Source organism: Vagococcus hydrophili (assembly GCF_011304195.1).
GTDB classification, from domain to species: Bacteria; Bacillota; Bacilli; order Lactobacillales; family Vagococcaceae; genus Vagococcus; species Vagococcus hydrophili.
The window spans coordinates 1,425,379-1,440,712 of sequence record NZ_CP049887.1 but is presented as its reverse complement, the minus strand read 5'-3'; the positions used below and the strand labels follow the sequence as shown (position 1 = coordinate 1,440,712).

General features: G+C 32.1%; 12 protein-coding genes. All 12 read right to left on the bottom strand.

What is annotated here, in order from left to right:
• Positions 1–11 precede the first annotated feature (11 nt).
• The 12 genes from G7082_RS07265 to gnd all read right to left on the bottom strand — a co-directional run bounded on the left by G7082_RS07265 (position 12) and on the right by gnd (position 15,145).
• The gene (locus tag G7082_RS07265) at positions 12–881 is read right to left on the bottom strand and encodes an ROK family protein (protein ID WP_166034450.1); all 870 of its coding nucleotides are present in this window, start codon (positions 879–881) and stop codon (positions 12–14) included.
• Positions 881–1,528: an MgtC/SapB family protein gene (locus tag G7082_RS07260; RefSeq protein WP_166034449.1), complete on the bottom strand. Its 648-nt coding sequence runs from the start codon at positions 1,526–1,528 to the stop codon at positions 881–883. Before G7082_RS07260 ends, G7082_RS07265 begins: the two co-directional genes overlap by 1 nt.
• A 142-nt stretch (positions 1,529–1,670) precedes the next feature.
• Positions 1,671–2,624: a ribosome small subunit-dependent GTPase A gene (gene rsgA / locus G7082_RS07255; protein ID WP_166034448.1), complete on the bottom strand. Its 954-nt coding sequence runs from the start codon at positions 2,622–2,624 to the stop codon at positions 1,671–1,673.
• Positions 2,625–2,975: 351 nt separating this feature from the next.
• A complete protein-coding gene (locus G7082_RS07250; protein ID WP_166034447.1) occupies positions 2,976–4,019 on the bottom strand; it encodes a DUF916 domain-containing protein in 1,044 nt (347 codons plus the stop codon).
• Between the two features lie 64 nt (positions 4,020–4,083).
• Positions 4,084–5,445 (bottom strand): lytic polysaccharide monooxygenase, encoded by a 1,362-nt coding sequence (locus G7082_RS07245; RefSeq protein ID WP_166034446.1) that lies wholly within the window; start codon positions 5,443–5,445, stop codon positions 4,084–4,086.
• Between the two features lie 29 nt (positions 5,446–5,474).
• On the bottom strand, positions 5,475–9,842 hold the full coding sequence (locus G7082_RS07240; RefSeq protein ID WP_166034445.1) for a lectin-like domain-containing protein: 4,368 nt from the start codon (positions 9,840–9,842) through the stop codon (positions 5,475–5,477).
• Positions 9,843–10,376, bottom strand: a complete 534-nt coding sequence (locus tag G7082_RS07235; RefSeq protein WP_166034444.1) for a hypothetical protein — start codon at positions 10,374–10,376, stop codon at positions 9,843–9,845. It lies immediately after the preceding gene.
• A gap of 243 nt (positions 10,377–10,619) precedes the next feature.
• Complete coding sequence (locus G7082_RS07230; protein ID WP_166034443.1) at positions 10,620–11,678, bottom strand: WxLIP family cell surface protein; 1,059 nt, start codon at positions 11,676–11,678, stop codon at positions 10,620–10,622.
• Entirely contained in the window at positions 11,668–12,270 is a 603-nt protein-coding gene (locus tag G7082_RS07225) for a hypothetical protein (protein WP_166034442.1), read from the bottom strand. The genes G7082_RS07230 and G7082_RS07225 overlap by 11 nt, the downstream gene beginning before the upstream one ends.
• A gap of 125 nt (positions 12,271–12,395) precedes the next feature.
• Positions 12,396–13,214, bottom strand: a complete 819-nt coding sequence (locus G7082_RS07220) for a hypothetical protein (protein ID WP_166034441.1) — start codon at positions 13,212–13,214, stop codon at positions 12,396–12,398.
• Positions 13,215–13,255: 41 nt separating this feature from the next.
• The gene (locus G7082_RS07215) at positions 13,256–13,561 is read right to left on the bottom strand and encodes an LPXTG cell wall anchor domain-containing protein (RefSeq protein WP_166034440.1); all 306 of its coding nucleotides are present in this window, start codon (positions 13,559–13,561) and stop codon (positions 13,256–13,258) included.
• Between the two features lie 684 nt (positions 13,562–14,245).
• Positions 14,246–15,145, bottom strand: coding sequence for a phosphogluconate dehydrogenase (NAD(+)-dependent, decarboxylating) (gnd, locus tag G7082_RS07210; protein WP_166034439.1), 900 nt, complete (start codon positions 15,143–15,145; stop codon positions 14,246–14,248).
• Positions 15,146–15,334: the final 189 nt, after the last annotated feature.

The window sequence follows — 15,334 nt, the reverse complement described above, 5'->3', positions numbered from 1 at the left end:
TTACTCCTCCTCTAACTATTTTCTATCATAGACGCCCCAATTAAATTAGCATCATTCCCAAATTGACAAACAGCTAATTTAGGAAATAACGGCGCACGTTGCCCGAAATCCATGATTTTTTGTAATTGTTCCTCTACTTTAGCCACTAACTCAGATTGAGCAGAAATGCCACCACCAATAATAATCACTTCTGGATCTAAGATATATTGTAAATTATAAATACCTAGTGCCAAATAAAAATAAAGCTCATCCACCTTGTTTTGTGCAATTTGATTTCCATTTTTAGCTAGTTCAAAAACTTCTTCCCCTGACACTTCATAACCTAGTTCTTTGGAAACTTTTCTTGCCATATGAACTGCCGAGCCAAGTTCTGCCCATTCACGCCGACCATCTACTAACATCATACCAAATTCCCCTGCAAAATGATGTTTACCTTTTTGAATCGTGCGATCATAAATCACCGTACCACCAATTCCCGTGCCAATGACTAAAAAGAGCATGTCTTGGCAAGTTTGACCAGCACCAAAATGCATCTCAGCAAGACTCGCACAATTAGCATCATTTTCAAAATAAATCGGACGCTTAAAAATTGTTGATAACTCTGATATAAAGTCTGCTTCATGAAGATAATGAAGAGAACTCGCTCCGTCAATCCGTCCCGTTTCTTCATTTGGAACCCCTGGGACACTTAGATTAACTGACTTTATTTTTGGAAATTCTGATGCATACTCGTCTATCATATTTTTGAAGATTAGCGTCATTTCTTCCCATTTAGATGGTGATTTAACTTGCTTTATCTTTGATAGTTTACCATTTTCACACAACGCATACTTGATACTTGTGCCGCCGATATCTATGACTAGTTTCATCTCATTTTCCACTACAAATCCACCAACCGTATCTTCAACATATTCTCATGTGTCGCTAAATCTTCAATTAGCTCATATACATTGTAACCTTTTGGCATCTCAATCGTATAAGTAGTCGTATAAATTCGATGATTATTCTCTATTTCCACATAAACGTTGGTTCCTTTAACAACCACTTTATTTTCTAGAAAGTGGTTAGCAATAAACTCCTGTGTTTCTGCCTTATGACGATACCTTACTTCTAAATTCTTCACGGATGGTACAACAATTATCTTATTCAACAAAGAAAGTGTCAGTTGAATAATGATAAAACCGATAATACTCAAGGTATAATGACCCATCCCAATCACTAACCCAAGACATGCCACTGTCCAAAGAGAAGCGGCTGTTGTAAGTCCAGCAACAGAACGTTTAGTTACAATAATTGTTCCTGCGCCTAAAAAACCAATGCCACTTATAACTTGTGCAATCAGCCTTGTTTGGTCGACTTTAATAACTGTTGCTAATTCTGCATTTTTTGAAATCTGATTGATTGCATCTATATATAGTTCTGTTTGTAATAAAGCTATCATAGTTGCTCCCACACAGACTAAAATATGTGTCCGCATACCAGCTGGACGGCTTTTGAATTCTCGATCATATCCAATCGCACCAGCCATTAAAACGGCTAATAATAAACGTTGACTAATTTCTAAATAATCGATAGAAATACATCCCCTTCCTGTATTTTACTCCCCTTAATTATAAGGCTAACTTCACTAAAAAGAAAGAAGGGACAGCAATATGCCATCCCTTCAAAAATTATTTTATTTTTCGCTGTTTCTTATCTTCTTTGGCTTTTAAAAAAGCTAATTCCCGTTCCATTTTTAAGTAGCTTTTAAAAATCATCTCATCTAGTTCACCAGATTCAATTGCCTTTTTTACCCCGCAACCCGGTTCTGTCTGATGCTGACAATCTGAAAAACGACACGTTTCAGCTAAATCATATATCACTTGATACTGATGATCGAAGGCACTGGTAGAAACAGTTTCTAAGCCCACTTCTCTCATTCCTGGGGTATCAATCACCATAGCACCATTTGGCAATGTAAACAGATGGCGACTGGTTGTAGTGTGTTTTCCTCTTGCGTCATCTTCTCTAATTTCTTTTGTTGTCTGAACTTCTTCTTGAAGTAACTGGTTTAAAAGAGTCGACTTGCCAACACCAGATGACCCAATAAACGCTACAATCTCTCCTTTGTTTAAGAAAGATTTTAAATCTTCATTAATTTCAGTGTAACAATTTGTTTGGCACACTGAAATTCCATAAAAGTAAGTTTCTAACTCATCGACTAAAGAACTTAATTTATCTGCTGACACCAAATCTGTTTTCGTTAAGACTAAAACCGGCGTTGCTCCACTGTCCCAAACAATCGTAGTAAATCGTTCTAAGCGTGATAGATTAAAATCTTCATTGGCACTGGTTGTGATAAAAACAGTTGAAACATTTGCTGCGATGCCTTGTTCATCTTGTCTATTTCCCGCTACTTTTCTTTGTAGAAAGCTTTTTCTAGTTGTCACTTCTTGAATAATCATCTGATCTACATCAGACATGTGACCAACTACTTCATCTCCCACTACAGGATAATCGCTTGGTTGCATTACTTGTTTTCTGAATTTACCTGAGACGCGACCTGTAATCATTGTCCCATCTACTTGTTTAATTTTTGAGATATCTTGTCCTTGAAATACGACAATACCTTTTGTTTTTTCCATGAAATCCTCCGTTATGTTCAGAGGTTTACACTAAAAAGAGAAACCTCCATTATTTTTTACTGCGTCTTTTACTTTTTTCATAAAACATCTCTCCTTTACAAAAGTTTGTCGCAATTTCTTGCGTGATTTTATTATATCATGTTTTTTTACATTTCGATTAAATATTATATTTCATTAAAATACTCATATATACTAATAAGCAGATATCTATAATCCCAACAAAAATTAATAATTTGTTTAAGGGAACAATCTTATAACCTACATCATTACTTTTTAAATCTTTCACCAAGTGATAACCACCTAATGTTAGAACACATACGCACATTACTAATATAATAATAAACCAAATAATCAACATGATTTGTATTCCTCCTTTGGTAGTTTCTGATGTATACTTCTTCTTAATCTTTTAATGATTACAACTACATTTAAAACCGCAATGAAAAAAATAATTAGATATAATAGTTCATGATTCCCCAAATTTTTGTTTTTCAAAACAATTCCTTGATTCTCTAATTCTTTAGTCATTTTTACTTCCAAAGCTTCATTCCAAACCCACTCTTTAGTGCTATTTTTAGCTACTATTTTCACGTCATAATATCCCAAATTCATCTTCTGAATATCCCAAGGTATGCTTAATTGAAATTTAGACTCTGGGGCAATAGAGCATGATTCTAAGAAGTACTCTGTAATCACCTTCTTCTTTCCTTTTTTTCTAATTTCAATGTTTATATCTACTTGTTTAATAACTTGAGGTTCTTGATTTGAAAACAATAAATTTATTGCTTCAAATCCATTATCAAGCCCTGCACTCACTGAACGTAGTTTTAAACTACCTGTTTCATCGTAATTTTTTCGATCTTCATTTAACAATACACCAATTCGATAACCGTAATCATTTTCTCCAATTTTATCTTCTCCAGATTTAATAAAGGTAACAGCGCCTAATTTAATCCCGGAAAATTCTTTTTCAGGCGACTTAATTGTTACTGACACTTCTTTTTCTTCAAATCCTTTCAGTTTTACCTGTTTAAATTCTTCATCCACCATTATTAGATCTGTTATAGATAGATTACGTGGGTCAAGCTCCATTGGTTTTTCTTGACCATAATCAATCTTTCCATATCGATTCGTTGTGGCTTCTGTTATTCCTACATCAACCACAATAGGTTCTTTTGTTAAATTTTTTACTCTCAGTAAAATTTTTTGTTCTGTATTTGGTTTAATCATTAAGTCATAATAGGCTAAATTTTTATTCACTTGATTGTCTGGAAAAATAGGTTCTACCGTAAAATCTACTTTACTTATCTCTTCAGCATGAACCGTCTTCATTTCATACAAAAATAGAATTGGTACATTCACTAATAAGAAAACCAACTTAAGAATTCTATTCAAATCCCTCATATTTCCTTCTTTCTAAAAAATAAAAAAACGACTTTCATCGTTTTTTTATTCTATTCTATTTTTTTATCCACAAACTTGGCGCTGAAACAGGATTCCAATTAGTATCACCATAATTATTATGAGTAACTAGAGCCATATAAGAATTCCCTTGATATTGAATCATTTCTCCTCTTTGATAATTTTCAGGTTTTGAAAATGTTCCAACTTTCCATGTTCGACCTTCAATTGGTTCGGTTACTTCTTTTTTAGTTGTTATTAAAAGCTCATTACTTAATTCTGATTGAATCCCATCATTACTAATCGCTCTCACAGTATATTTATAAGAAGTATCTGCTTTTAAACCACTATCTTGATAACTTAATTGTCCTGTTGTTTTTATTAATTTACCATCACGATAAACTTCATATTCTTTAATTCCTTCTGTATGTGTTGATGCACGCCACATTAACGAAGCTGTGTTTTTATCAACGCCCATTGAATGTAAATTTTGTGGGGCTGTTGGTTTCTCTTTAATATCTTCAGCTATCGTTGTTATTTTTAACTTCTCGCTCTTAGGAGATTTACTTCCTGAAGTTGAAATGGCTTCAACTTCATATGTATACTCTTTACCAGCTTCCAAATTTTTATCCTCAAACTGATTACTTGAAACGGTAGATATTAACTGGTTATCACGATAAACATTAAAAGATTTAGCAGAAACTTGAGAGTCCCATGTTAACATTGTTGATTTTTTAGTTGTATTTTTTGATTGAAGATTCGTTGGTTTATTTGGAATATTTGGTATTGTATCATTTTTAACATTTACATCAATAACATTATAGAAAGCATTAGATGTATCTGCTACATCCCAAACAGATAAAATCACATGGTAACCTGTTCGATCTTCTGGAATCGAAATTGCGTGACTTAAATTATTTGTAGACATTGTTCCATCATGGTTGACTGTTCCAATTAATTCTAGTTCATCTCTATTTAATGGTTTGTTTTGATTCCAACCAGACTTTGTCATGTAGTAATGCCATTTGGCTGTTTTGTGAGGCGCTGTGTAGTGCCAAGTAAAGATATTTTCACCTGTGTTCACAGCTGTTTTTTTCCAACGATCACTTGTTTGATTATCTAAGACAAAATCTCCAATTTGTCCAAATCCACCATTAGCAGAAGCGATACGACCATCCTCTGGTCCACCTTTTGGAAATCCTTTAGGTGCTTCAAGAGACTGTGGGTTGGTAATAACATTGCCGTATAAATTTAAAGCGCCTGACCAACCTAAAGTATTTCGATCTAATTGCCCTTGATAACCACGAGCAGCTGGCGTTTCAACATAACCATGTGCGGAAACTTTTGTTTCATTTAATAATAAACTTCCTCCTAATAAACATGTTGCAATAAACATTGATCCTAATAATTTTTTTCTCATTTTCTTTCTCCTTTTTATATAAAAATTTTTTAAAATTCTGGAACCGCGTCTAATGTCCATCGTAAATGGCTTAAAAACTCTTCATCACTCACTACTTTATTTCGTGGTACTTTTAATTTCATGTCTGAAATTTTTAATCCGTACTCACCTTTTAATGGCTCTTCACCTAATGCTCCTAAATTCATGACTGATATACTAGCGTTATCTGTATAAAGTTCAATGTGTGAATTAAAATTAGGACGTTGTTTTTTATTATCTTTAAACATCATTTCAGATGTTTTAAAATCAAACATTGCTTCTTCAATTTCACGACCATTTCTTTTACTCGTTAAAGGTTTCGCTGAAACATTCAATGACCAAGCGGAAGTCACACGTCTTTCATCACTAACACTAATAAATTTGTCTTCTTTATCCTTAGGTTCTAATACAACGGGTTGCCATTTATCTTTAATTCTTGTTTCAAATTTATAAACCTCTGGATACTGAGATAAATAAATGTCACCTACTAAAGGTTGCCACACATAGATATCTGTCTGTTTGAGGCTTTCTTGTGTTCTTTTTTCTAATTCTATGGATGTTCCTGACCAAGTTCCTTTAGGATTTTCAGTCGTCCCACGTCCTACTGTCTGCCATTTGTCTGTATAATTATTTCCTTGTGGACTAGTTAATCCTGTTCTAGATAGTAATTTCGTCTGCTTGCCTAGATGAAGTTCTCTTAAATTAGACATTTTCCCGAACATATTGTTCATGTTCGAAGCTTGAGACGTATTCCATGTCGATAAATCTAATTGTTTTAATTTCGATGCATTTAAAAACATATTTTCATAATTTGCTATGTATAATGTATTTAAACTATCCAAGCCAGTTATTTTTTCTAAATTTAACAGATACTTATTAGGATCTGCTGACGAGAATAAATATTCTGAATTATATGATGTTAAGGTATTCCCATTAATAGTTAATTCTTTTATTAAGTTTCCTTTAATCTCATAACCATCATTTCGATTCCACGGCGATTCTAAATAATCACTTAAATAGGCATCGTTCACTTCATCACCATGAAGAACTAATTCTCCTGACTCAAAATAACTCCATGGGACGCTTCCCCATACCACTAAAGGTTCCCAAACATAAATCTCTGCCCTTGTTAATTTTTCTTGTGTTCTAGTCTCAAGTTCTAAAGCACTTCCACGCCAATCTCCCTTAGGTTTAGCTACGCTTCCACTAGTTCCTACGGTTCGCCATTTTTTAGAATAATTAGAGCCTTTAGGGGAGGTTAACTTGGTCCCTGTTTTTAATTTAGTCTGAATACCTAAATGAAGTTCTCTTAATGACTCCATACCATCAAACATACTATCCATCGTTTTAACTTTAGATGTGTTCCATGTGGATAAATCTAATCTTGATAAATTAGACACCTTATAAAACATATGATCTGTTCGAGTAACGCTGCCCATTTCTAACGTATCTAAATTTTTAATTTCCTCTAAATTTGTGAGATAGTTTCCATTCGTCTTACCATCTGAAAATAAATAATTAGAATCGTTACTAGAGGTAATTTTTCCTTGTAAATTTATTTTTTTTATTTCTGTAGCTTGCAATACATAGTCTTGTCTGATATTCCACGGTGACGTTGTAAAATCACCTAATACGGGACTTGTTACTTCATCACCATGTAACATTAATTCTCCAGAATCATTAAAACTCCAAGGAACGTTCCCCCAAGTTAAGAGGGGTTGCCACACATAAGTATCTGCTGAAACATTTTCTTCTCGTGTGTGTTTTTCTAATTGAGATGTCGACCCTTGCCAATTTCCACGAGGTCGATTCTTAGAGCCAGATCCTACTGTTTGCCATTTACCAGAATAATTACCTGTTTTCTTAGCGACTAAACCAGTATTATCTAATAATTTAGTTTTTTCACCTAATGAAATTGACTTTAAACTCGTCATCCCAGAAAATGTGTTAATCATTTCATAATCACCGATTACTTGAGTTGTGTCCCAGTTTGATAAATTTAATTCTGTTATCTTTTTAGCATGGAAAAACATTCCTCGGATATCTCTGGTTTGAGAAACATCCAAAGACTCTATATTTTTTATTTCTTCTAAGTTCACTAAATAATTCCCTTGCTCAGCCCCTTCAAAATACGTGTCTGCAAATAAATACTGAGCATTCACTGGTGTTTTTATGTTACCTACTAAATCAATTACTTTAATCTTTTTATGGTCTATTTTTTGATTGTCTCCTCGATTCCATGGAGATTCAAAAACCGTTCCTAATTTCGCTTCCGGTACTTTATCTCCATGTAAATTCAAAGTACCGGAAGCTTCATTAAATGTCCATGGTACATTTCCCCAGTAATTATAATCACTCTCATAAATAGCAACTATGTCCTTAGTTTCAGTTGTTACTTTTATTGGAAATGCTTGTGTTTCATCTTCTAATTTTATAAAAGTATGTTTTTCAATTACTGGTAGCTTGGTAGCATCTTGATATATCATATCTCCTAAATGATAAAACTCAGGCCCAACTTGATATCTCTCTTGAACGATATTTCCCATGGTATCTTTAATTGTCAAAAACGTAGGTTGGGGAATAGATAATTTTGGATTTTTAGTTTCTGGAACGCCTAAATCTTTATTTGTTAAATTAAATTTAATTAAATATTTGTCCATCACATTTGGTACTGAACTTGCTGCTTCGTCACCTTTTATATACCCATCACTTGTAGCTATATAGTTTGAACCTAACATTCGTTTAACAAAACTTCCTGCATCTTGATCTTTTTTAGTTTTCAAACTATTCGTATTTTTATAGACATATTTATTTGAAGTATAGTCTACTAAGGAATTTACTACGCCATTTTCTCTAGTATTTATTTTAACGAAATTCTGATCATACAGATAAGGCATAAAATAACCTGTCAGACCATATTCATCAGAATCTTCATATAAAACTACGGCATCATTGGATAATTCAAGCTGGATGACATCTATTTCCATTTGATCCTTCATATCAGGGTTAAATTTAAATTTTCCATATCTTGATATTAATTCTTGCATCTCTGCGTTCGAAAGAATTCCGTTAGGTAATGGATTGTTTTTAGAATTCATATTATAAATTTGATAAACATTTTTAGTTTTAGTTGTATAATCAATTTTTTGCCACCCATTATACTCACCAATAGCATCTAAATCCCAAGTGATATATTTTGGCGTCGTAAAAGTGATTTTAGACACAGGTTTACTCAGAGAAATAAAATCAATATAATTTTTTTCAAAAAATAATTGATTAGTATTATCGTTTCTTGAAAGCATATTTTTTGTTTTTAATTCATAGACGTTTGATGTTGGTTGTTTTCTTACATACATGATGATATTTTCATTATCAAAAGTATCATCATACTCATATTTACCTGATAATTTTCCTTCTATTGAAACTACATCATACCCTTTTGGCGGACTGGGTGAAAAGTTATAGCTCTCTCCTATGACTCCTGTTTCAATATCACGACTCTTGACCTCTTGATTTGTATTGACATCTTTATAGACTAGACGTTTAAAACGCTTTGGAGTGTAGCTTATACTTTTTATGGTTATTTTATGAGTTCCCGTCGATCCACCTGTGGAAGCTGTACTAGCAAAATAGAAATATTCTTGTGAAGGTGGCACGTAACTTTTATGTTCTTTACGTTTCCCCCCATCATCAATTTTGTAAGTAATATACCTGGTGACAGGATTATAACTCACTTCAATACTTTTAGAATTCCTCAGACTTTCTAAAACCTTAAACTTAGATCCTGTTGTTTCTCTCTCACCTTGACCTCTGCTATTCGTTGACCATACTTGATAATAGTATTCTCCTGCTGTAATTGGATCTCTTTTATGTGAATTATTAACCCAAGCATTCCCTGGATACGTATCACCAGCGTTATTATTGGCATAAGTATCAATTACTAATCCATGAGCATTAGATAATCCTAAAACACCTAAACTAGAACCATAATATCCTACCATTTTTTCATCATCATTATGAAATATTAAACTCATTCCATCACCTAATCTTTCAAGATACAAAATATTCATAGCTTTAGGATTACTAATTTCTATGCTCCCATAAAATTCAAAGGGATCTCTTGTTGATAATCGGTCAGTCATCCAAATAGCGCCTGTCTTATTATATTGAGTATATTGGGTCAACGTATAGGTAGGATTAGAAAAAACATCATAGTCTGGACCTGTAGCAACTCCCGTTTTATTGATTCTTTCTCCTATATCTCGTCCTGTGACTGTTACGGATCCATTGGAATTAACATCAACTCTAGCTTCTGAAGTATCTGGGTGTATAAACAATAGAACAAAAAATACTGCGACTAATATCAATATTTTTTTCATTTAACTACCTCGTTCCAAATACTTACACACTGTCCCGATCGACACTTGACAAGCCTCTGCAATTTCACGATATTTCATTTTTTTTGCTTGTCTTAAATAATTGATTTTTGCAACAACTTCATCATCAACAACTGGTCTTCCATTAACTAAGCCTTGTTCTTTTCTTTTTCTCAAAATAGATTTATTTACTAAACTATGAGCTTGTCTGCGACTATTAATGTAGCACGTTAAATTATCATAAAAATGACAATGTTCCTCTTTTGCTGTGTCTATCTCGGAATCTATAACAATCAATCGAATCGACATTTCTTTAAATAGTCGGACTGTTTTTTCTAAATTATTCATACCAATTACTAAAGGAACTAAATCATAGATAATCACAGTATCCTTTTCTTCTAACTTTCCTAGCAAAATATCCAAATTTTCAGTGGAATCTAATGGATCAACCACCACATCACATTCAGAATATCTTGTAAATAGTAAACTCATATTCATCACTTGACCGTCAATTGATTTCAAATAGCCATATTCCATCTTGTTTTCCTCCTAACATATTTTAAGAAAAAATCTCTATTTGTTTTTTCAATATCATAAACAAATAAATAATCAACCCTGTACTAATCATTGAAATAAATAGTAAACTAAAATTTAATATCAACTGCTTTTTATCTTTTTTTAACTTTCTACAAAATGATAAGTCCCTATTGAACGTCAGTAAAAAGAAAAAGACTGATATTATCGCTATACTACTCAATATAAATACCCATAGATAATAAATCATTTTCTTTTTTTTCCTTTCTTCCTTCTACTTTTTCGATGTTTCGATTCCTTTTGCCACTTATTTTTACGTTTTATTAAAATTATAATAATGACTACTACACTAATTCCAAGTAAGATACTTAGAAATTTTACCCACTGAGGTGTATTAATTCTAAATGGACTCTCATCATTTAACTTTTTAGCTTGTTCGTTATTAATTTTAAAATCTTTCTCTAAATCCCATTGATTATCGACATTAGTAATGGTCATTTTCACTTTATATTCACCAGGCTTTATATTACTAAGACCTAAATCAAAGATAAAAGGTAGAACTGAATTGGGAGCTAATCCATAATCAATGGTATGGATATTTTTTATTTCTTTGTTATTCTTTTTATCAATAAGTTTAGCTTTTATTTCTAAATTTCTAACGAGCTTGGATTCAGGATTTTGAATTTCCGCTTGAATCACTTTTCGCCCCTTATTCAATTCAGGTCCTACTTTTTTTAATTTTAAAACTTCACCATTTCTAAAATCATCACCATTTTCGGACAAAACAACATCAATTTTATAAGAATTGTATACTGAAACCATACCATTAGCTTCTTCTCCAGATTTGTTCTTAAATGTAATAGCACCCATTTTAACGCCTTCATAGTGGTCTTTTGAAGGTTTCATAGAGAATTCAACTGTTTTGGTTTCATCAGATTTTAAAGTTATTTCCTTGTCTTTTGTTGTAATTAATTCTTCTACTGAATTTTTAAGTGACGTCTCTTTAACCAAAACCTCTTGAAAATCAATTTGTCCATTTTCTGTAGACATCGCATTAGCAATATTAATTTCAATTGTTTTTTCTTCCTTGGTTGTATTTGTTACATTAACTTTTAAAATTTGTTCTTTTTCAGGTTCCGTCTTAACATAAAAAAAACTTCTACTTAAATCAAGTTGTGTTGCTGGTGTGACAGGTGTCACATAAAAACCAACATCGTTTTGGTTTTCTGTTGCTACCACTTGTTTTTCCTTCATACCACAAATTCCTAGTACTATAAAAAGAATAATCAGTGCTTTATTCTTCATTCCAACCACCTGTCTTTTCTTTTTCATCAAATTCAAGAAAATATTTATTTTTTTCAATAGTTGTTCTTTTTACTAATTGACTGATATCATACGTCTCAACTAACTTATCTTCATATCTATCTACTTCTTTCTGACTATTAAATGGACCATGACAACCGACCACTTCTTCTTTCAAAACTAATCTTTGCCTAAATCTATGTTTACTAATGATATAACTCATATAAACAATCAAGATTGAGATAACTGAAATAGGAATCGTTAAAACATAAAGTACATTGATATTTAGTAACAACAAACTAATAAATAATTGTATAAAGGAAACAGCTATTATTATTTTTCTATTCGCAATGCTTTTGATTACCACAATTACAAACACATTAATCACTAATAATACAAAGGCAAAACTCAAAAAAGAAAAGGTTTCTTGACTCCGATAGATAAGTATAAAAGAAAGTTTGATTGCTTTACTTGATTCTTCTGCCCCAAATTCTAGAGCATCTTTATAAAAAATATAAAAATGATGAAAATACAAAACCCACATACTTGTAACCACTGATTCTAAGAAACAAAATCTTTTTAGCTGTTTATTCATACTCCTATTTACCTATTCCTTTTACTTTATTTAATTAGCTTTCTATTACTAAACATCAAGATAAAAATAGGAAGAATTTGATTCATTCAACAAGCTCTTCCTATTTTACTTACTACTTATTTTTTCTATGGTCTGACAACATCATCAAAAGTCATTGTCCAAGTTAAGTTTGCAATATGAGTAGACCCTTTTGTAGCCCCACTTTTTACTACTAATTTTGGAGAAGTAAACTCAGTGACATATCCTTGTCCACCTTTTTTTACTCCAAATCCGTCAGTTTTAGTATGATCTGGATCTAGTCCCTTAACCTTTTTGTTAATCATGTTAACTGACGATCCACCGGCTACTAAAGTAACTGGCCCAGATGCTGAAGTAATAACTGGTGAATCTGGATTCGGTGTATAAGGTTTCACTACATTACTTAAAGCTGCTCCCTCTAAATAATTTGGATTAAGAATTTCATAATCGCCTAAAGCCTCACTGTATGCACCAATATGATATTCTTGTAAGCCTTTTGTATCTAAAATTAAATCCGCTACTAAATTACTTTCTTGATTACTTTTTGTATCCATGAATTTACTTAAGTTAGCATCTACTTTCCAAGTACTTTGTCTTTCATCAGGACGATCATCGTTGACAACAATGTAACGAGATTCATCAAACATGTCTGCCTTAAAAATCGCATTTGATCCAGCTTGAGGCGCTGTAAAACCTTTTCCTTTTTGATCACCACGACCATCAGTAAAACTGATTTCTGTTGGTGTTGCCCCCATAATTAAGTTGTTTTCAGCTTTATCATCAAAACCGTTATCTTTATCCTTGAACTTAATTTCTACATCCGTTGTTTGCTTTCTTTCTACTGTTGATGCAGCTTCCGTCACACTAGGTGCTAAACTTACCACTACTCCTGCTAATAATACTGTTGAAAATAAATATTTTTTCATTTTCCAAAACCTCCAAATTTTTATCTATATAAATATTTCATTTATATCTCTTGTAAGTAATTCTCATAAAAAATTAAATTAAACAAATAAATTCCAATGGTTGTCATAACAAGCATCATTCCAAGTAGAATCATAATTAAGGATGCGATAATCTCACCAGTTTGTGGTAAATCCTGTCTTTTCTTTATTTTTTTTTGAGGTTCCTCTTTTTTTACTGTAGATTCTTGTGTCCCCTCATCAAATGTAATCCCTACATTGGTACCATTTACCGTCACTTGTGGATAAAAAAAATTAAGAAAGCAAAATAATACTAATACCATACTAAAAAAAAATTTTCCCTTTCTCATAAAATTAACTCCCCTTTTTTGAATGTATGACCACATAAAATAAAAAAGAAGGGAAACAACTAGCTAAAGTTGTTTCCCTCCTTTAAAATATCCAGATTGCTCCACAAATAAGCTACATAGATTAATAACTCAACTAATCAGACCGAAAATAAAAAAGCAGTCAAAAAAGTCGAAATTCTTGAAAGAATTTGTTATAATTCTATGTATTGTAGAGATTTCTACAATATTTTAAAGAAGCGTCACTAACCTTCAGATTACAGCTGATTGTTGGTGCATAACATTATTGCTATGCTAGCTAAGAGACGCCAATCTCCTAGTTAGATAAATAACGTTATGTTGCTTCTTTATTTATTGGTACAAAAATAAATTTGTTTCGATATAACTTTGTTTATATTTTGATTAAATCATATATTTTTTATTTTTTCAATTATTTTTTCTGATTGTTTTTAATTTTTATGAATAAAAACATTTGTTTTAGAATCATTTTTTTATTTTTAGTGTTATTTTAAATTTATTTGCTACCTTTAAGCTAGTATATACATGTAAAAAATAAACCCTTGTATCAAAATATTAGTATAAATAGAAAAAACAGCTGATTTTTTTTCACTCGTTATTTAAACACACAGACTTAATTTTTCAAAAAAAAGATGAGATACCTATTTTTTTAGGCGATCTCATCTTTTTTTAATCTTTAGGTATCACATGTCCACCAAATTGATTTCTAAGTGATGCTATTATTTTTTCGCCGTATTTTTCTTCATCCATGGAAGCATAACGCGTTAATAAAGATTGCGTAATCACTGGAGCAGATTGTCCTAGTTCTAACATTTCTTCCACTGTCCACTTACCTTCACCTGATGATGGCACTTGACCGCTGATGCCTTCCATTGTTGGGTTTTCCATTAATGCTTTCTCTGTTAATTCCATTAACCAACTACGAACGACTGAGCCGTTATTGAAAACACGAGCAACTTGCTCTAAATCGTAATCATAGCGAGAATGATGTAACAAGTTGAATCCTTCTCCGATTGCTTGCATCATCCCGTACTCAATCCCATTGTGAACCATTTTTAAGTAGTGACCACTACCAGCTTCTCCGCAATATAGATAGCCATTATCCACACATAAATCTTTGAAAAGTTGTTCAATTTTTTTGAAGATTTCCTGATTACCACCAACCATCATACAAGCCCCATCACGAGCACCACTCATACCACCTGATGTTCCTACGTCTAAGAAATGAATGCCTTTTTCTTTTAATAAGTGATAATGATAAATGCTATCAGCAAATTTTGAGTTACCGCCATCAATTAAGATATCGTCCTTGTTTAAGTTATCTTGGCAAGTTAAAATCATCTCTTCTGTAATTTTACCTGATGGCAACATCATCCAATAAATATTTTGTTCTTCTTTATTGGTGTTAAAGAAAGATGTTAAATCTTCTGTTGGGTGCGCGCCTAATTCTTTTGCTGCCTCTCGTGAAGATTCATTGATATCGTAACAAATAACTTCATGTTTGTTTCCGACAAGGTTACTCACTAAATTTAAGCCCATTTTTCCTAAACCGATAATTTTAATCTTCATTTCTTCCCCCGATAAGATCAATACATTTTATGTATTGGATTTTTGTTTGTTCCTTACAAAAAAGAATTCTAACACTAATAGATAAAAAACTCAATTATATCTTATAATTAAGTTTTTATTACTTTTATTATTCTTTTTAAGTTTAAACAACCTTTATTATTATGGCGAACATCTTTCAAATCATTCATT

Excerpts from the sequence above, each read along its gene's own strand:
- G7082_RS07260 (WP_166034449.1), bottom strand. The coding sequence starts at position 1,528 with ATGGCTGGTGCGATTGGATATGATCGAGAATTCAAAAGCCGTCCAGCT.
- gnd (WP_166034439.1), bottom strand. The coding sequence starts at position 15,145 with ATGAAGATTAAAATTATCGGTTTAGGAAAAATGGGCTTAAATTTAGTG.
- G7082_RS07230 (WP_166034443.1), bottom strand. The coding sequence starts at position 11,678 with ATGAAGAATAAAGCACTGATTATTCTTTTTATAGTACTAGGAATTTGT.
- G7082_RS07220 (WP_166034441.1), bottom strand. The coding sequence starts at position 13,214 with ATGAAAAAATATTTATTTTCAACAGTATTATTAGCAGGAGTAGTGGTA.
- G7082_RS07240 (WP_166034445.1), bottom strand. The coding sequence starts at position 9,842 with ATGAAAAAAATATTGATATTAGTCGCAGTATTTTTTGTTCTATTGTTT.
- G7082_RS07245 (WP_166034446.1), bottom strand. The coding sequence starts at position 5,445 with ATGAGAAAAAAATTATTAGGATCAATGTTTATTGCAACATGTTTATTA.
- G7082_RS07215 (WP_166034440.1), bottom strand. The coding sequence starts at position 13,561 with ATGAGAAAGGGAAAATTTTTTTTTAGTATGGTATTAGTATTATTTTGC.
- rsgA (WP_166034448.1), bottom strand. The coding sequence starts at position 2,624 with ATGGAAAAAACAAAAGGTATTGTCGTATTTCAAGGACAAGATATCTCA.
- G7082_RS07225 (WP_166034442.1), bottom strand. The coding sequence starts at position 12,270 with ATGAATAAACAGCTAAAAAGATTTTGTTTCTTAGAATCAGTGGTTACA.
- G7082_RS07235 (WP_166034444.1), bottom strand. The coding sequence starts at position 10,376 with ATGGAATATGGCTATTTGAAATCAATTGACGGTCAAGTGATGAATATG.